The organism is Methylobacterium sp. NFXW15, from assembly GCF_049887755.1.
GTDB lineage: Bacteria > Pseudomonadota > Alphaproteobacteria > Rhizobiales > Beijerinckiaceae > Methylobacterium.
Map to the genome: position 1 here is coordinate 25,964 of NZ_JAGEKG010000013.1, position 17,842 is coordinate 43,805.

General features: G+C 67.4%; 12 protein-coding genes. 9 read left to right on the forward strand and 3 right to left on the reverse strand.

Annotated features, from left to right (window positions below; genetic code table 11):
• Positions 1–11 precede the first annotated feature (11 nt).
• Entirely contained in the window at positions 12–740 is a 729-nt protein-coding gene (gene minC, locus J4O73_RS21620) for a septum site-determining protein MinC (RefSeq protein ID WP_426220759.1), read from the reverse strand.
• A gap of 322 nt (positions 741–1,062) precedes the next feature.
• Here minC (J4O73_RS21620) and J4O73_RS21625 point away from each other — a divergent pair, with 322 nt between their 5' ends.
• The 3 genes from J4O73_RS21625 (at position 1,063) to J4O73_RS21635 (ending at position 4,903) form a co-directional block, all read left to right on the forward strand.
• Positions 1,063–1,908: a formate/nitrite transporter family protein gene (locus J4O73_RS21625; protein ID WP_426220761.1), complete on the forward strand. Its 846-nt coding sequence runs from the start codon at positions 1,063–1,065 to the stop codon at positions 1,906–1,908.
• 59 nt (positions 1,909–1,967) lie between these two features.
• Positions 1,968–3,698, forward strand: a complete 1,731-nt coding sequence (locus tag J4O73_RS21630; RefSeq protein WP_426220763.1) for a protein kinase domain-containing protein — start codon at positions 1,968–1,970, stop codon at positions 3,696–3,698.
• A gap of 119 nt (positions 3,699–3,817) precedes the next feature.
• On the forward strand, positions 3,818–4,903 hold the full coding sequence (locus J4O73_RS21635; protein WP_426220765.1) for a hypothetical protein: 1,086 nt from the start codon (positions 3,818–3,820) through the stop codon (positions 4,901–4,903).
• A gap of 27 nt (positions 4,904–4,930) precedes the next feature.
• On the opposite strand, the gene minC (J4O73_RS21640) is transcribed toward J4O73_RS21635, so the two are convergent.
• On the reverse strand, positions 4,931–5,641 hold the full coding sequence (gene minC / locus J4O73_RS21640) for a septum site-determining protein MinC (protein ID WP_426220767.1): 711 nt from the start codon (positions 5,639–5,641) through the stop codon (positions 4,931–4,933).
• 159 nt (positions 5,642–5,800) lie between these two features.
• Here minC (J4O73_RS21640) and addA point away from each other — a divergent pair, with 159 nt between their 5' ends.
• The gene (gene addA / locus J4O73_RS21645) at positions 5,801–9,289 is read left to right on the forward strand and encodes a double-strand break repair helicase AddA (RefSeq protein ID WP_426220769.1); all 3,489 of its coding nucleotides are present in this window, start codon (positions 5,801–5,803) and stop codon (positions 9,287–9,289) included.
• Positions 9,290–9,457: 168 nt separating this feature from the next.
• Positions 9,458–9,781: a thioredoxin gene (gene trxA / locus J4O73_RS21650; protein WP_426220771.1), complete on the forward strand. Its 324-nt coding sequence runs from the start codon at positions 9,458–9,460 to the stop codon at positions 9,779–9,781.
• Between the two features lie 53 nt (positions 9,782–9,834).
• On the opposite strand, the gene J4O73_RS21655 is transcribed toward trxA, so the two are convergent.
• The gene (locus J4O73_RS21655) at positions 9,835–10,461 is read right to left on the reverse strand and encodes a TetR/AcrR family transcriptional regulator (RefSeq protein WP_426220773.1); all 627 of its coding nucleotides are present in this window, start codon (positions 10,459–10,461) and stop codon (positions 9,835–9,837) included.
• A gap of 122 nt (positions 10,462–10,583) precedes the next feature.
• On the opposite strand from J4O73_RS21655, the gene J4O73_RS21660 reads away from it, so the two are divergent.
• The 4 genes from J4O73_RS21660 to bamA all read left to right on the forward strand — a co-directional run bounded on the left by J4O73_RS21660 (position 10,584) and on the right by bamA (position 17,653).
• Positions 10,584–11,801 carry an HlyD family secretion protein gene (locus J4O73_RS21660; protein WP_426220775.1) on the forward strand — a complete coding sequence of 406 codons (1,218 nt, stop codon included), beginning with the start codon at positions 10,584–10,586 and terminating at the stop codon, positions 11,799–11,801.
• Between the two features lie 9 nt (positions 11,802–11,810).
• Positions 11,811–13,397, forward strand: a complete 1,587-nt coding sequence (locus J4O73_RS21665; protein ID WP_426220777.1) for a DHA2 family efflux MFS transporter permease subunit — start codon at positions 11,811–11,813, stop codon at positions 13,395–13,397.
• A 125-nt stretch (positions 13,398–13,522) separates the two neighbouring features.
• Positions 13,523–14,677 carry an RIP metalloprotease RseP gene (gene rseP, locus J4O73_RS21670; protein ID WP_426220779.1) on the forward strand — a complete coding sequence of 385 codons (1,155 nt, stop codon included), beginning with the start codon at positions 13,523–13,525 and terminating at the stop codon, positions 14,675–14,677.
• Positions 14,678–15,094: 417 nt separating this feature from the next.
• The gene (gene bamA, locus J4O73_RS21675) at positions 15,095–17,653 is read left to right on the forward strand and encodes an outer membrane protein assembly factor BamA (RefSeq protein ID WP_426220781.1); all 2,559 of its coding nucleotides are present in this window, start codon (positions 15,095–15,097) and stop codon (positions 17,651–17,653) included.
• Positions 17,654–17,842 lie beyond the last annotated feature (189 nt).

Consider the following 17,842-nt stretch of genomic DNA (forward strand, 5'->3'; position numbering starts at 1 on the left):
GTCGCTCTCCCTTAATCCAGCTTAGCCAGTTTCATGGTGCCGCCATCGAGCCAGACCTGAGCGGCTTTGCCGCGCAGGGCCGATCCCATGTCCTCCGCAGTCCGCACGAGGCGGTCGATCCCCAGCAGCTCGGGCTCGAACTTGCGGCAGTAAATTCGGGCGCGCGGGTTGCGGGCGGCGCCGGCGATGGCGCGCCCCCGCAGGGCGCCGTAAACGTGGATGGAACCGCCGGCGAGGACTTCGGCCCCGGAGGAGACGTGGCCCATCACGGTCACGTCGCCGGTCGGGTTCACGATGCTCTGGCCGGAGCGGATCGACCCCTCGACGGTGATCGAGGTGACGAGCAGCGGCTCGGGTTCGGCGGGGATCGACGGAACCTCGATCGAGGCACCGGGGCGCCCTTGAAGGAGGATCGGCGGCAGGCCCTCGCCCGCCTCCTCCGTGCCCTCGATACCGAGGACGCGGATGTCGCGATGGCGCAGCTCGTCGAGCAGGCCCTGCAGATCGTCCAGGGACGGCTTCAGCTCCGCAAGGTCCAGGATGAGCGCCCGGCCCCTCAACAGGGTCGGTGACCGCTTCAGCGCGAGGTCGAGACCGGCAAGCCAATCTCCGACCGGGGGCTCCGGCGTCAGCGCCAGAGCCTTGAAGACCCGGCCGCGGAAGCTCAGCGGCCGGAGGGTCACCCGCGGCTCGGAGGCGGCGGGCTCTGGTGTGATCGGCTCTGGTGAAGCTGCGCTCATGGCCGCCCGTTAACAGTCCTTACCGGACCATTGACGGCGGGTATGGTTACCGAAGGGTTAAGTTTGTGATCCTCCCGGCAAATTTTGCCGGGATCCTTGGATCGTGTCTTCGAGAAGGGCGGATGCCGCTTTTTGTTGCTTTCGAGCGACAGGTACTCCCCGCGACACGAAAGGCACCAAACAGGCTCACCTCTTGCATCTTACATCCCGGCACCTGGCGACAACGGCAGGAGGCGGCCGGTGCGGCCGTCGCTCGGACTTCCGTCAGCGTCGATGGCAAGCCGAGGCGCCGACGTTCGCAGTAAGATTTTCAGGAGACACGATGGCTTATCTGGCCCCTTCGGAATTCGCCGTCAAAATGGTCGATGCCGGTGAAGCGAAAGTCTTCATGTCGACCCGCGATACGCTCATCCGCGCCTATATGGCCGGTGCGATCCTGGCGCTCGCCGCCGTCTTCGCGGTGACGATCACGCAGCAGACCGGCCAGCCGATCGTCGGCGCCGCCCTCTTCCCGGTCGGCTTCTGTATGCTCTACCTGCTGGGATTCGACCTTCTAACCGGCGTGTTCGTGCTGGCGCCGCTGGCACTCCTCGACAAGCGGCCCGGCGTGACCGTCGGCGGCGTGCTGCGCAACTGGGGGCTCGTTTTCGTCGGAAACTTCCTCGGTGCCCTGACCGTGGCCTTCATGATGGCCTGCGTCTTCACTTACGGCTTCACCAGCCCGCCCGATAAGACCGCCGAATTCATCTCCAACATCGGCGAGAAGCGCACCCTCGGCTACGCCGCTCACGGCTTCGGCGGCTGGATGACGCTGTTCATGCGCGGCATGCTCTGCAACTGGATGGTGTCGACCGGCGTCGTCGGCGCGATGATCTCGACCCACGTGAGCGGCAAGGTGATCGCCATGTGGATGCCGATCATGCTGTTCTTCTTCATGACCTTCGAGCACTCGGTGGTGAACATGTTCCTGTTCCCGTCGGGCTTGATGCTCGGCGCCAAGTTCTCGATCATGGACTACCTGATCTGGAACGAGATCCCGACCGTGCTCGGCAACCTCGTCGGCGGCCTCGCCTTCACGGGCCTGACCCTCTACTCGACCCATGTGCGCACCGCGCCCAAGCGCCCGCTTCCGGCCTCCGCCGAGGGTGTGCGCCGCCTCGCGGCCTGACGCTCATCTGAGAAACGGCGCTCCGGACCGGGTCCGGGGCGCCGCAGCACGGTCGGGCGATGACGCGGACACTGACGGTCACCATCGGCCAGCACAGCGAGCGCGGCCGGAAGGACGAAAACCAGGACTTCCACGGCGCCCTCGTGCCGGATGGTCCGGCCCTCGGGTTGAAGGGCATCGCGGCCCTCGTCGCGGACGGCATCAGCAGCAGCGCCCTCGGTGCTGTGGCGAGCGAGACCGCCGTCAAAAGCTTCCTCACCGACTACTACGCGACGCCCGAGACCTGGACGGTGCGCAGCGCCGCCAAGCGCGTCATCGCCGCCACGAATTCCTGGCTGCACGCGCAGACCCGCCGTGCCGCCGAGCCCGGCAACGCCGACCGCGGCTGCGTGACGACGCTCTCGGCGCTCGTTCTGCGCTCGCGCACGGCGCACATTTTCCATTGCGGCGACAGCCGGATCAGCCGTCTAGCCGGGCGCGCCCTGGAACAGATCACCGAGGATCATCGCGTCGTGATCTCGTCCCGCGAGAGCTATCTCGGGCGCGCGCTGGGCGCGGATGCCCATGTCGAGATCGATTGCTTCAGCGTGCCCGTCCAGGCGGGTGACGTCTTCCTTCTCACGACGGACGGGGTGCACGAGCACCTGCGCGCCCGCGACATCGCCGAGATCGTCGCGTCAGCCGGATCCGATCTTCAGGGCGCAGCAAGGCGTATCGTGGATGCTGCCTATGAAACAGGCAGCGATGACAATCTGACAGCGTTGATCGTTCGCATCGACACCTTGCCGGAGGGGGAGCCCGGCGAGGTGTTGGGCGAGGTCGGCGACCTTCCCCCTGCTCCCCTGCTCGAACCGCCCTGTCACTTCGACGGCTATGACATCGAGCGTCGGCTTCATGCGGGCGGGCGCGGGCATGTCTACCTCGCGACCGATGGCGAGACCGGAGCGCGGGTGGCGCTGAAGGTGCCGGGGCTCGAGTTGCGCGGCGACCGCGATTATCTGCGCCATTTCATGATGGAGGAGTGGATCGCGCGGCGGCTCGACAGCCCCCACGTCCTGAAGGCGTATGACCGCGATGGGCCGCGCAGCCACCTCTACACGGTGATGCGCTATGTCGAGGGACGCACCCTCGCCCAGTGGATGGCGGATCACCGCGAGCCGCATCTCGAAACGGTGCGTGAGATCGTCGAGCAGATCGCGAGGGGCCTTCAGGCCTTCCACCGCCGGGAAATGGTGCATGGCGATCTGCGCCCAGAGAACGTGCTGATCGACAAGGCCGGAACGGTGGTGATCGTCGATTTCGGGGCGACCCGCGTCGCGGGGCTGGTCGAGGAAGGCGGGCGCACGGACGATGCCCTGCCGCAGGGCGCGATCCAGTACACGGCGCCGGAATGCTTCCTGGGCTACGCCCCCTCCCCCGGCTCGGACATCTTCGCACTGGGCATCCTCGCCTATCAGATGCTCACCGGCCGCCTGCCCTATGGTGGAGAGGCGGCCCGCGCACGGACGGCCGGTCGGCAGAAGCGACTCCGCTACGTTTCGGCCCGCCATGCGCGCCCGCTCCTGCCTGCCTGGGTCGATGGATCCCTACGCCGCGCGACGCATCCCGACCCCGCCCGGCGCTACGACGTGCTCTCGGAATTCGTCCACGATCTGCGCCACCCGAATCCGGCCTTCAGCGAAACACGGGGTGTGCCGCTGATCGAGCGTGATCCGCTCGTCTTCTGGCGCGGCCTGTCGCTGGTGCTGGGCGTGACGGTGATCGTACTGCTGGCACTACTGGCGCGGTAGAGTTCGACATCCGTGGGACACCCTTAAGCATATAATCTAAGTCACGAGGCGCTTTTAGGGTTCTGCAAGAGCTCAAAGGCTATCGACCGGCTCGGCAACCCCACACAAGGAAGCGAGCCATGAGGAAGCGCCCCGTCATCACCGCGATCACTCTGGCACTGCTGGCCGGAGGCGCCGGTTCGCCCGCATGGTCGGGCGAACGCAAGCTCTTCGAGAACGTCCGCGGCTGGGAAGTCGAGCGCAATGTCGGCCAGACCGGCCGCTATACCTGCCAGATCTCCTACAGCTACCGCGACAAGGACGACGACAACGCAGAGAACGCGATCGTTCTCTCCCTCGATGAGGGCAAGGTGAATCTCGTCCTCGGCTACGCGAACTGGGGGTGGGACAAGGACGAGACAGTGCAAGCGTCCTTCTCCATCGACAAGCAGGTTCTCTATCCGAAGCAGGGCTGGACCGGGGAGGCCAAGCTCCTCTGGTCGCAATTGCCGGACACGGTGATTCCGAAGCTGCTGAAGGGGAAGCAGATCGTTCTCAAGTTCAACGATGGCGCGGCCGATTTCAGCATCCCAGGCATCGCGGACGCGTATGAAGGTCTGAAGCGCTGCAACGCCGCCGCCAGCCAGGACGCGCCCGCGCCGCAAGCCTCGGCCGTCCCGGCCGAGAAACCGAACGAGATCCGGCTTCAGGCCTATTTCATGGGCGTGATTCTGCAGAAGACCGCCGCGAGTTGCGCCGTCAGCACGACCGCGCCGCAGCGGGCCGCCATCGACGCCAAGGTGAAGGCCCTGCGGACCGAGTTCGCCGCCATCGATGCGGCGGTTCAGGATGAGATCAACAAGGCGGGCAAGCTTCCGGACTGCCCGAAGGATGCTGCCGAAACCGCAACGTTCGACACCGAGATGAAGGCCTATATCGACCAGGGGCCGGAGGCATTCGTCGCCTCCGCGGAGAAGCGCAACGCGGAACGCGAAGCGGTCAAGAAGGCCGAAGCGGAGGCCAAGGCCAAATCCGAGGCCGAAGCGAAGATGCGCGCCGAGATCGAGACCAAGATGCGCGCAGAGGCCGAAGCCAAGAGCAAGGCCGAAGCGGAGGCGAAGGCCCGGGCCGAGATGGAAGCCCGCATCCGTGCCGAGGTCGAAGCCAAGCTGAAGGCGGAAGCCGAGGCCAAGGCTCCGAAGGTCGAGGCCGAGGCGAAGCCCTGAGTCTCGACGAACGAAGCTGCGAGGGCTCTACCGGCTCTGGTCGAGCAGAGTCAGCTTGAGCGCGTCTTCCACCAGCCGCACCTCGACGGGCTGAGTGTGAAAAGCCGGATCGAGATCGTCGGCGGCCTTGTACAGGCCGTCGATGGCCACGAGTTCCGGCTCGAACCGGCGGCACCAGATCCGCGCCGCCGGATTGCCCGAGGCCCCCGCCACCGCCCGGCCGCGCAGGGCGCCGTAGACGTGGATGGAGCCCCCGGCGATCACCTCGGACCCCGAGGCCACGGCGCCGAGCACAGTGACGTCGCCTTCGAGATGGAGGATCGTCTGGCCGGAGCGCACCGGGGTGTCGATGATCAGCGACTTCGCGGGAACGGTGCGGGTCGTAGGCTCCGGAATGGGAGCGTCCGGCGTCGAGACTTCTCCCGCCGGGCGACCGCCCGACAGTGAGGGCGGCAGGCCGGGGCCGAGCATGCCGGGGGGCGCACCCTCGATGCCGTGAATCGGGATATCGCGAGCCGTCAGTTCCGCCACGAGCCCGTCCAGATCCTCCCGCGTCAGCGACAGACCGGTGAGGTCGAGGATGGTCGGACGCCCCGCAAAGAAGGCGGGCGCGCGACGGCACAGGGCGTCGAGGTCGGCGAACCAATCCGCGACGGGCGGCACGGGGGCCAGCACGGTCGCCATGAAGGATCGGCCGCGGAAGCGGATCGGCGGGCGGGCCGCGCTGGATTGTGTCATCGTCACCGGCGGATCGCGTGGTTTCGCGGCGAAAGGTTCTCCTGCATCCATGCGGCGGCGCGGGCTTCGCCGCAATCCCGGTGCGGCACCGAGGCGGCGCGCGGGGGCAAGACCTCGTGTACAAGTGGCGCCCCACCCGGAACGCAGGGACCAAAACCCTTGGATTCGACAGCGGGACAGACCCTGCCCGAAACAACCCGGACGATCGTCGTCGATCCGCTGACCCGCGAGAACCAGCGGCGGGCGGCCGATCCCCGCGCCTCGGCCTGGGTCTCGGCCAATGCGGGCGCGGGCAAGACCAAGGTTCTGACCGACCGGGTCGTGCGGCTGCTCCTCGACGGATCGCCCCCCGGACGGATCCTGTGCCTCACCTTCACCAAGGCCGCCGCCGCCAACATGGCGATCCGCGTGTTCCAGCGCCTCGGGCGCTGGGTGACGCAGGACGATGCCTCCCTGTCTGCCGAACTCACCGAACTGACCGGAGAACGCCCCTCGTCCGAGCGACTGCGCATGGCGCGGCGGCTATTCGCTCGCGCCGTCGAGACGCCGGGCGGGCTCAAGATCGAGACCCTGCACGCCCTGTGCGAGCGGCTTCTGCACATGTTCCCCTTCGAGGCGAACGTGCCTGCGCGCTTCGTCGTGCTGGACGAGATGCAGGCGCGGGAGATGTTCGCGGTGGAGACCGCCAACGTCCTCGCGGACGCGACCCAGGCGACGGAAACTCCGGTGGGCATCGCCCTGTCACGCGTCACCGCTGAGGCGACGGGGGAAGCCCTCCATGATGCGGTGCGCGCGGCGGTCCGCGCCCACGCGCTCATGGTCAGCCGCGACGGGCTGGACGGTGCCTTCGTCCGCCTGCGCGCGGAACTCGGCCTCTCGGCGGAGGAGGATGCTGATCGCATCGAGGGGGCGATCCTCAATGACGGCCTCGACGATCTGACGGCCATTGCCGCCGCCCTCCAGACGGGCAAGGCGAACGACGCCACCTTGGCTGAAACCGTCGCCGAGGCGCACGCCGCGCGGGAGGCCGCGCCGAAGGGATACGACCGGAGCGAGGCGATCGAGGCCTACAAGGCGGTGTTCTTCACACAGAAGGACGACCCCAAGGCCGACAAGAGCCTCGGCACGAAATCCGTGCCCGAGCCGGTCAAGCTCGCTTTGATCGAGGAACGGGACCGCCTCATTCCCCTGTTCGACCGCCTGCGCGCCGCGCGCGCGCAGGCCCGCACCGAGGCGTTGTTCGCCCTGGCCGCCGAGATCCACCGCCGGGTCGAGGCGCAGAAGGCCCGCCTCGGCGCGCTCGATTTCGACGACCTGATCCGCCGCGCCCTCGACCTGCTCTCGCGGGTCGGCGCGGGCTGGGTGCTCTACAAGCTGGATCGCGGCATCGATCACGTCCTCGTGGACGAGGCGCAGGACACGAACCCCGAACAATGGGCGATCCTGCGCACGCTCACCCAGGAATTCGCGGCGGGCGAAGGCGCGCGCGAGGGCAACCGCACCCGCTTCGCCGTGGGCGATCCCAAGCAATCCATCTACGGTTTCCAGGGCGCCGACCCCCGCGAATTCGCGGTGACGCGGGCGGCATGGATCAGCGAGTCGCGCTCGGCGGGCATTGCCTTCGCCGACGTGCCGCTCACCCTCTCCTTCCGCTCGACCACGATGGTCCTGAGGGCGGTTGATGCGGTCTTCGCTATCGACGCCCACAATGACGGCCTGTCGGAAGAGGACGTGCGCCGGCCGGTCCATGCCAGCGCGAGGCCGCACGCGGCGGGTGCCGTCGAGCTCTGGGACATCGCAGAGCCCGAGGCGACCGATGAGGTGAGCGCGTGGTCGGCGCCGGTCGACACGCCCGATCCCGGCTCGCCGGCGCTCCGTGTCGCGCGACGGGTCGCAGCCGCCGTGAAGACCTGGACCCGTGACGGTGACGCCACCGGCCGCATCTGGCGGCCGGGCGACATCCTCATCCTCGTGCGCAAGCGCGGCCCCGCCTTCGAGGAGGTGATCCGCGCCTTGAAAGGGCTCGGCGTCCCGGTGGCGGGGCAGGACCGGCTGGAGGTCTCGGCGCATATCGCGGTGGCCGATCTCGTCGCCATCGGCCGCGCAGGGCTTCTCCCCGCCGACGACCTGACCCTGGCCTGCGCACTGAAGACGCCGCTGGTCGGCCTGACCGATGAGGATCTCGTGCGCCTCGCCGCAGGCCGCGAAGACTCCGAGACGTTGCAGGACGCGCTGACCCGGCATGCCGAGACCGGGGATAAAGCCGCCATCACCGCGCGCGACGCGCTGGCCTGCTGGATCGATCTCGCGGGGGCGCTCGGTCCGTTCGGCTTCTACGCGCGGCTGCTCGGGCCGATGGAGGGCCGGGCGAAGCTGGTGTCACGCCTCGGCGGCGAGGCGGGCGATGCGATCGACGTGTTCCTCGCGGCGGCGGCCCAGGCCGAAGGCGGCGAGGAAGCGCCCTCCCTCGGTAGTTTCCTGGCCCGGTATCTCGGTGCCGAGGCCGGACACACGGTGAAGCGCGACCTCGAATCCGGACGCGACGAGGTGCGCGTGATGACCGTCCATGGGTCGAAGGGCCTGGAGGCGCCGGTCGTCGTCATCCTCGACGGCTGCGAGGCCTTCGCGGGTAAGGACCCGCCACTTCTGCCGATGGTCGGGCGCGACGCGGTGCTGCCGCCGGTCTGGGCGGGAAAGTCTCAGGATTGCGCGGCGACCGAGCGCGTCCGCGCCGCGCTCGGGGCGCGGGCTCGGCAGGAACACAACCGCCTGCTCTACGTCGCCATGACCCGTGCCGCCGACCGGCTGATCGTCGCCCCCTTCCGGGGCAAGATCCGCGAAACGGAAGCCGCATGGTGCCGGATGATCCGCGCCGGAATGGAAGCGACGATCGGCACGGGCGAAACCCTCGAACTGCCCTACGGTCCAGCGATCCTCTGGCGCGACGGCGCCCAGATCGAGGGCGGGACCCAGCCCCCCCGCAGCATCGAGAGCCGACCGGCCGAGCCCGACTGGCTGCGCCGGAAGGTGGAAGCGGAAGCCGTCGCGGAAGCGCCGTTGCACCCGTCGGGCATGCTCGATGCCGCTGATGGCGCCCGTCTGCCGCCGCCGCGCCTGGGTGATGCCGCAGCCCGCCGTCGTGGCCTTCTGGTCCATGCTCTGTTGCAGCACCTGCCACGCGTCGAGCCCGCCGCACGGCGCCGGGCGGGGCTGGCCTATCTCGTCTCGCGTGCTCCGGGCCTCGGCGAGCCTGCGCTTCGCGGCATTCTCGGCGCGGTGATGCGCCTGATCGAGGATCCCGCCCTCGCACCGTTGTTCACGGACCAGGCGCGTGCGGAGGTGAGCCTGTCTGGCCGGGTGAGCGTCGGCGGTCTCGAGCGCCCTGTGACCGGCCGCGTCGATCGCCTTGCCGTCAGCGATGGCACCGTCACCCTCGCGGACTTCAAGACCGGTCGCCCGCCACCGGACGATGCTCCACTGCCCGATGCGGAGGCGAGCCAGATAGCCCTCTACGCCCGGCTTCTGTCTCGGATCTACCCGGATAAGCGCATCGTGCCGATGCTGGTCTGGACTTCCGGGCCGGTCATCCGGGTTCTCGATGAAGTCGCGATGGACGCCGCCCTCGCACGGGTAGGCATCGCCGGGTAACGGCGGTTTCGGGCATGATGGGAATGCCCTGCCGTCATGCGTCCGGTGCCGTACTCCTTGACCGCTCGGACGCGCGACGCCAATTCTGCCTCGACCGTTCGGGCCGAGGAGCCCGTCCGCGGCCGCCCGGCAGCCTTGCCCGGCGGCGACTTCCGAAAGGTGATTCCGATGGCGACGGTGAAGGTTACCGACGCGAGCTTCGAGCAGGACGTTCTCAAGTCTGCCGAGCCGGTTGTGGTGGATTTCTGGGCCGAGTGGTGCGGCCCCTGTCGGCAGATCGGCCCGGCGCTCGAAGAGATCGCGACCGATCTTCAGGGCAAGGTGAAGATTGCCAAGGTCAACGTCGACGAGAATCCGCAGATTGCCCAGCAATACGGCATCCGCTCGATCCCGACGCTGCTCCTGTTCAAGAACGGTGAGCGGGTCGACCAGAAGGTCGGCGCGGCCCCCAAGGGCGACCTCTCCCGCTGGATCTCGACCCAGACCGCCTGAGGTCTGAGCGTGACCGGACCGGGCTGCGCTTTCCAGTGCGGCCCGGTGCTGTTTCAGGGCGCGTAGCCCGCGAGAAACACCCTGACGGCCTCATCGACCCGGTGATCGAGATCACCCTCGTCCTCGATCCCACCGGCCGAGAACAGCAGCCGCGTGAACAGGCCCGCCTGACACAGGTGCAGGAAATGTTTGGCGGCCAGCTTCGTGTCGGTCGCCCTCAAGCGCCCCGCCGCCACCTGCGCATCGAGGTAGGACGCGAGCCGCCCGTGACCCAGGGCAGGCCCGGCCTCGAAGAAGGTGCGCCCGAGATGGGGAAACTTCTCGCAGGCGCCGATCACCATGCGCACGAGCGAGACATGCTCCGGCTTGCTCATCTCGATCAAGTAGGTTCGCCCGAGCCGCGTCAGCACGCTGCGGAGATCCGGGTCATCGACGTCCAGCGCGAACAGTGATTCCGCAAGGCCGCGCTTCTGGTCGATGGTCAGCGCCTCGAACAGCGCATCCTTGCTGTCGAAGTAGACATAGAGCGTGCCCTTAGAGACCCCGGCCGCGCGGGCGATCTCGCCCATGCTCGCCCCGTCGAAGCCGGAGGCGGTGAAGACCCGCCGCGCGCCTTCGAGGATCTGCCGTCTCTTTTCGGTCTCGGCGCCGTCGCGCTCGATGGCCGCTGCACCCGCCACGCTGTGATCTCCACGTCATTGACCGAACGGTTCGGTCAAAATATGCTGCGGGAATTGCAGGCCGACGTCAACGCTCGTCCCGCGCATTGACCGAACGGTTCGGTCAAAACGGAGTTTTTCGGATGTCCCTCCGCGAGGATGCAGGGCGGCCGATCGAGGCCATCGACGACGAGAGTACCGCGCGCAGCGGCGGGGAACGGGCGGAGGCTCGCTCCACAGTAACGGCACCAGTTCAGTCGACAGCGCCTGCCGAACCGGCCGCGCCGCAGCGTAAGCGCTCCCTGCGCAAGCTCTTGCTGCTCGGTGTGCTCGCCGCGGCCGTGACCAGTGGGGGCTACGAGGGATGGCAATGGTGGAGCGTAGGGCGCTTTTTCGTCTCGACGGATGACGCCTATGTTCAGGCAGACATCTCGGTCATCGCCGCCAAGGTTCCAGGCTACCTCGAAGCTGCGCCGGTGGTGAACGGTCAGTCGGTCGCGAAGGGAGATGTCATCGCCAAGCTCGATGACGGCGATTACCGCCTCGCCTTGCGCTCCGCGCAGGACAAGCTCTCGACCCAGCGCAGCACCATCGAACGCATCGGCAAGCAGGCGGAGGCGGCCGAGGCTCAGGTGGCCCAAGCCGCCGCGCAGGTGGAGGCGAGCCGCGCGGACGCCGTGCGTGCCGAGGCCGATTTCCGCCGCGCCACGCAGATGCAGGCCGATTTCGTCGCCCGCTCCCGGATCGACCAGACAAAGGCTGACCGGGACCGCACCGACGCCGCCGTGAAGGGTACGGAAGCGGCTCTGCTCGCGGCCCGTGCCAATGTCGAGGTCCTGCGGGCGCAACAGAAGGAAGCCGAGAACCTCGCGGCCGAACTCAGCACTGCCGTGGACCGCGCCCAGCGGGATCTCGATTTCACCGTGATCCGCGCGCCCTTCGACGGCGTGGTCGGCAACAAGGCGGTGGAGGCAGGCGCCTATGTGGCGCCGGGCACCCGTGTTGCCGCCCTGGTGCCGCTCCAGAGCGTGCGAATCGACGCCAACTTCAAAGAGACGCAGGTCGAGCGGATGCGCCCCGGCCAGGTGGTGACCGTGACGGTCGATGCCTATCCCGACCGGCCGATCCGGGGCGTGGTGGAATCCTTCTCTCCGGCCTCCGGCTCGGTGTTCAGCCTGCTGCCCCCGGACAACGCGACCGGCAACTTCACCAAGATCGTCCAGCGCATGCCCGTGCGCGTGAAGGTGCCCCTGGACGTCGCCCGCGAGGGCTTCCTGCGGCCGGGCCTCTCGGCCGTGGTGAAGGTCGATACCCGCGAGGCGGGCGGGCGCACGGACGCCCGGGTCGCGGCGGCGCGCTGAGGTCCCACCATGGCCGCGTCAGCCGCCCTTTCCCCCGCCGCCGTACCGGTGTCGGCCGAACCGGCCGTCGACAAGCGGCGGATGGTGGCCTTCCTGTGCATGGTGTTCGGGATGTTCATGGCGATCCTGGATATCCAGATCGTCTCGGCCTCCTTGAATGAGATCCAGGCCGGACTCTCGGCCTCCGGCGATGAGATCCCCTGGGTCCAGACCAGCTACCTGATCGCGGAGGTCATCTCGATCCCGCTGTCGGGTACGCTGTCTCGCGTGCTCTCGACCCGGTGGATGTTCTCCATCTCGGCGGGCGGGTTCACGCTGATGAGCCTGATGTGTGCGTCCTCCTCGACCATCACCGAGATGATCGTGTGGCGGGCGCTTCAGGGCTTCATCGGCGGCGGGATGATTCCCACGGTCTTCGCCTCGGCCTTCACCATCTTCCCGGCCTCGAAGCGGTCGATCGTCTCGCCGATGATCGGTCTCGTCGCGACGCTGGCGCCGACGATCGGCCCGACGGTCGGCGGCTACCTGACCGACCTGATGTCCTGGCACTGGCTGTTCCTCGTGAACGTGGTGCCCGGCATCCTCGTCACGATCTCGACCGCAATCTTCGTGGATTTCGACAAGCCCGACCTGTCGCTGCTGCGCCGGTTCGACTGGTTCGGCCTCGCCACCATGGCGGGCTTCCTCGGCTGCCTCGAATACGTGCTTGAAGAGGGGCCGAACCACGATTGGTTGCAGGACGAGGCGGTGTTCGTCTGCGCCTTGATCTGCGCCGTCTGCGCGCTGCTGTTCTTCTGGCGGGTCTTCTCCGCCCGCGACCCGATCGTCGACCTGCGCGCGTTCTCGGACCGCAACTTCGCTAGCGGCTGCGTGGCGAGTTTCATCATGGGCATCGGCCTCTACGGCCTCACCTATCTCTATCCGGTCTATCTCGCGCGGGTGCGGGGCTACTCGGCGCTGATGATCGGTGAGACGATGTTCGTCTCGGGCCTCTGCATGTTCGCGACGGCGCCCATCGCGGGGCGCTTCTCCGGCAAGGTTGATCCGCGCATCCTCATGGCCATCGGTTTCACCGGCTTCGCGGCGGGAACGTGGATCGTCACCGGCCTGACGAAGGATTGGGACTTCTGGGAGTTGCTCTGGCCGCAGGTGCTGCGCGGCTGCTCGCTGATGCTGTGCATGATCCCGATCAACAACATCGCGCTCGGCACCCTGCCCCCGGCGCGGATGAAGAACGCCTCCGGACTCTACAACCTGACCCGCAACCTCGGCGGCGCAGTGGGCCTCGCGCTCATCAACACGCTGCTCAACGACCGCTGGGACCTGCATCTGACCCGCCTGCACGAGCGGTTCACGTGGTCGCATCCGCCCGCCCTCGAACGGCTCGATGCGATCCAGCGCGGCTTCGTGGATTACGGCAGCGCCGCCCCCGCCATGGCCCTGAAAGCCATGACCAACACGGTGCGGATCCAGGGTCTCGTGATGGCCTTCGAGGACGTGTTCCTCGTCCTTACGCTGCTCTTCCTCGCCATGGCCTGCGCCGTGCCGCTGATCCGGAAGCCGCGCGCCGGCGCGGGTGCCGCTGGCGGGCATTGAGGTGGATTGCGGGGGGCGTCGTGTCGCCCCCCAGTATTGATTGGCCTCCGGGCGCGCCGATCTGCTATTGACGGCGCGCGGGACGGCCGGAGAGACGCCCCGCGTCGACGGCCGGGACGGAACGCATGGATTTTCTCAACGCAATGGGCGGCACCGCCGGAGGATTCTTCGGCGCCCTGATCCCGTTCCTGTTCGTGCTCACCGTCGTCGTTTTCGTCCACGAGATGGGCCACTTCCTCGTCGGCCGCTGGTGCGGCGTCGGGGTTCACGCTTTCTCCATCGGGTTCGGGCCCGAACTGTTCGGCTTCAACGACCGCCGCGGCACCCGCTGGAAGCTCTGCGCCATTCCGCTCGGCGGCTACGTGAAGTTCCATGGCGACGCCAACGGCGCCAGCGTGCCCGCCCCCGAAATCATCGCCCAGATGACCCCGCAGGAGCGGGCGATCAGCTTCCCGACGCAGCCCGTCGCCAAGCGCGCGGCCATCGTCTCGGCCGGACCCGTGGCGAACTTCATCCTCGCCATCGCCCTTTTCGCCGGAGCGATCTGGTTCGGGGGCCGCTACGAACTGCCCGCCCGCGTCTCGGCCGTGGAGGCGAACAGCGCCGCCGCCCAGGCCGGGTTTAAGCCGGGCGACCTCATCACCGCCATCGATGGCACCCCGGTCGGCGACTTCAATGCCATGTACCGGATCGTGACCGGCTCGGCGGGCACCTCCCTCGCCTTCACCGTCGAGCGTGACGATCGTAACATCGTCATCAACGCGACCCCGGCCACGATCGAGGAGCGCACGCCCTTCGGCCGCCACCGCATCGGCCGCCTCGGCATCCGCTCGCCCAACGGCACGGAAGCGAAACTCGTCCATTACGATCTCGCCGACTCCCTGAAGCTCGGCGTGAGCGAAACCTACTTCGTGGTGGAGCGGACCTTCACCTATCTCGGCAAGTTGGTGACCGGCCGGGAATCCGCCGACCAGCTGTCCGGCCCGATCGGCATCGCCCGCGTCTCGGGCGAGGTCGCCAAGACCGGCGGCGTCGGTGGCCTCGTCGGGCTGATCGCCCTGCTCTCCGTCTCCATCGGCCTGTTGAACCTGTTCCCGGTTCCGCTGCTCGATGGCGGGCACCTGCTGTTCTACGCCTTCGAAGTCGTGCGCGGCCGCCCCCTCAGCGAGCGGGCGCAGGAGGTCGGCTTCCGTATCGGTCTCGCCCTGGTGCTGATGCTGATGCTGTTTGCCGCCTGGAACGACATCCTCAACCTCGGGGCCTCCCTGAAGAACACCTGATCCGGCCAAGCCGGGCGGTGGATAGGGCGCAAAAATAAAGGCGCCGACCCCCGTCCGGCCGCCCAGCGCTCGCCACAATCCTGGCCGTTCCGCCCGATCCGGCGGGGCGGCCTTTTCGTTAACAGCCAGTTCCCGAAACGACGAACACCCCAAAAAACCCGCGATGCGGCAGATATTTACGGTCTGTTCAGTATCTTCGCGGCTTTAGGCGGACGCCGCCTCAGACGTTAAGTGGCGCGAAGGCCACGTCTCCCCAAAATCCCTTGGTGGAGGTGCCGGGCGCGTTTGCTTGACGGGGGAATCCCAGTAAGAGCTTTGCTTGGACCGAAGCCACGCTTGGACCACGGGAATGGGACGATCGACCAACGATCGCCCGCGCAGGCAAGCCCTGCGACCAGATCAGAAACGGGCGATTGCATGATGTCGTTGACGGGGAAGCATCGGCGTAAGTCGATGCGGAAGACCATCGTCCTGATCTCCACGGGGGCAGGTATGGTGCTGGGCGGGGCCGCCCAGGCCCAGCAGATTGTCGTGCAGGGCAACCAGCGCGTCGATTCCGACACCATCCGTTCCTACGTCACCGGCACCGCATCGGGCTCCGCCGAGGAAGCCCGCCGCAACCTGCTCGCCAGCGGCATGTTCTCGGACGTGAAGGTGTCGCAATCCGGCGGCCGCACGGTCGTGACCGTTCGCGAGAACAACCTGATCAACCGGGTGGTGTTCGAGGGCAACAAGAAGGTCGAGAAGGCGACGCTGGAAAGCATCGTCGAGTCGAAGTCGCGCGGCCCGTACAGCGAGGCCGCCATCAACGCCGACCTCGCCCGTATCCGCGACGTCTACAAGCGCTTCGGCCGCGGCCTCGCCAAGGTCACCTACCGTACGGTCAACCTGCCGAACGGCCGCGTGGACGTGATCTACGACATCGACGAAGGCGATAAGACCGGCATCGTCTCCATCAATTTCGTGGGCAACCAAGCTTATTCCGACCGGACCCTCCGCGGGCTGATGAGCTCGTCGGAGATGAACTTCCTGTCGTTCGTCAAGACGTCGGACGTCTACGATCCGGAGCGGATCAGCCAGGACCTCGATCAGGTCCGCCGCTACTACCTGAAGAACGGTTATGCCGACTTCCAGGTGGTGAATGCCGACGCGCAATACGTCGAGGGCGAGAAGGCCGGCTACGTCATCACGATCACCGTGAACGAAGGGCAGCAGTACTCGGTCGGCGCCGTGGCGGTGGATTCCCGCCTGCCGGGCCTCGACACCGAGACGCTGCGCTCCGACATCGCCACCAATGTCGGCGACACCTACAATGCCGACGACGTCGAGAGGACGCTCAACACCCTGACCCGTGAGGTGAACCGCAAGGGCTATCCGTTCGCGCAGGTCCGCCCGACCGGCCAGCGCGACCCGGCGACCCAGCGCGTCTCCCTCGGCTTCGTGGTCGAGGACGGCCCGCACGTCTACGTCGAGCGCATCAACGTTCGCGGTAACACCCGCACCCGCGATTACGTCATTCGCCGCGAGCTCGATTTCTCCGAGGGCGATGCCTACAACCGCGTTCTGACCGACCGTGCCGAGCGCCGCCTCAACGGCCTGGGCTTCTTCAAGAAGGTCCGCTTCTCCAACGAGCCGGGCTCGGCTCCCGACCGCGTCGTCGTGAACATCGACGTTGAGGATCAGCCCACGGGTTCGTTCTCGGTGGCCGGCGGCTACTCCACCCAGGACGGTATCATCGGCGAAGTCTCGGTCTCCGAGTCCAACTTCCTCGGCCGTGGCCAGTACGTGCGCCTCGCCGGTACCGGTGGCCAGTACTCGCGCGGTGTCGATTTCTCGTTCACCGAGCCGTACTTCATGGGCTACCGCCTCGCGGCGGGCTTCGACGCCTTCTACAAGTACTCGGATCTCACCCGGTACTCGCGCTACGAGACGACCGTCTATGGCGGCCAGGTTCGTATCGGCCTGCCGATCACCGAGGAATTCGGCGTCACCCTTCGCTACTCGCTGTACAACACCGAGCTGAAGGTCCCGAACACCCTCAAGCGTCCGTACAATGACTGTTCGGTGCCGATCCCGGGCTACACGCAGACCTATGCGGCTGGCACGATCCTGAATGGGCGTAACGTCGGCGGTCAGGCGGCTTACCCGCTCTGCGCCACGGACGGCGAAGCCTCGATCGCCATCAAGGGCTCGCAGGGCAACACCCTCACCTCGCTGGCCGGCCTTACCCTGGCCTACTCGACGCTGGACGTGATCGGCGCGCCGCGCAACGGCGTCTACGCCGAGTTGAAGCCAGACGTGGCCGGCATCGGCGGCGACTCGAAGTTCTTCCGCGTGACGGCGGATGCCCGCTACTACAAAGAACTGTACGAGGACGTCGTCGGCTTCGTCCGCTTCCAGGGCGGTCACATCGAATCCCTGGACGGCAAGCCGCTGCGCATCACCGACCAGTTCTTCCTCGGCCCGTCGCTCGTCCGTGGCTTCGCCCCGAACGGCATCGGTCCGCGCGACGTCGGCATCGCCGATGCCCGCTCGAACGCGATCGGCGGCTCGACCTATGTCGGCGGTACGGTGGAAATCCAGTTCCCGCTCTATGGCGTGCCGCGTGACCTCGGCCTGAAGGGCGCCGTGTTCGCCGATGCCGGTACACTGTTCGGCTACCACGGCCAGCGCTCGTTCGACGTGAACGGCGACCAGTTCATCAACGGCTTCGCGAACGGCCGCTGTAACTTCAACGCCTACACGATCGGCGTCGAGCCGGAATGCGTGAACGTCCGCGACAAGGCCGTCCTGCGGTCCTCGATCGGTGCGTCCATCCTCTGGAACTCGCCGCTCGGCCCGATCCGCTTCGACTACGCCTACGCCCTGACGAAGGACGAGGGTGAGAAGGTCATCATCCCCGGCTCGAACCGGATCGGCCATATCGGCAAGGATCAGACTCAGGCGTTCCGCTTCTCGGGCGGCTCGCGCTTCTGATCCAGCGCTCGACGTAAAATCCGAATGGCCGGCCGGGGATGCCCTGGCCGGCCATTCTCGTTTATAGAGCGCAGCGACGCTCCCCGGTGTCAGGCCGTCCCCCACGCGGGGACGTTTCGATTCCGAGGCGAGCCCCCTCGCCGGATGCGCCGAGCCCGACGACGGGTAGAATCGGCGCGGTTGGTTCGA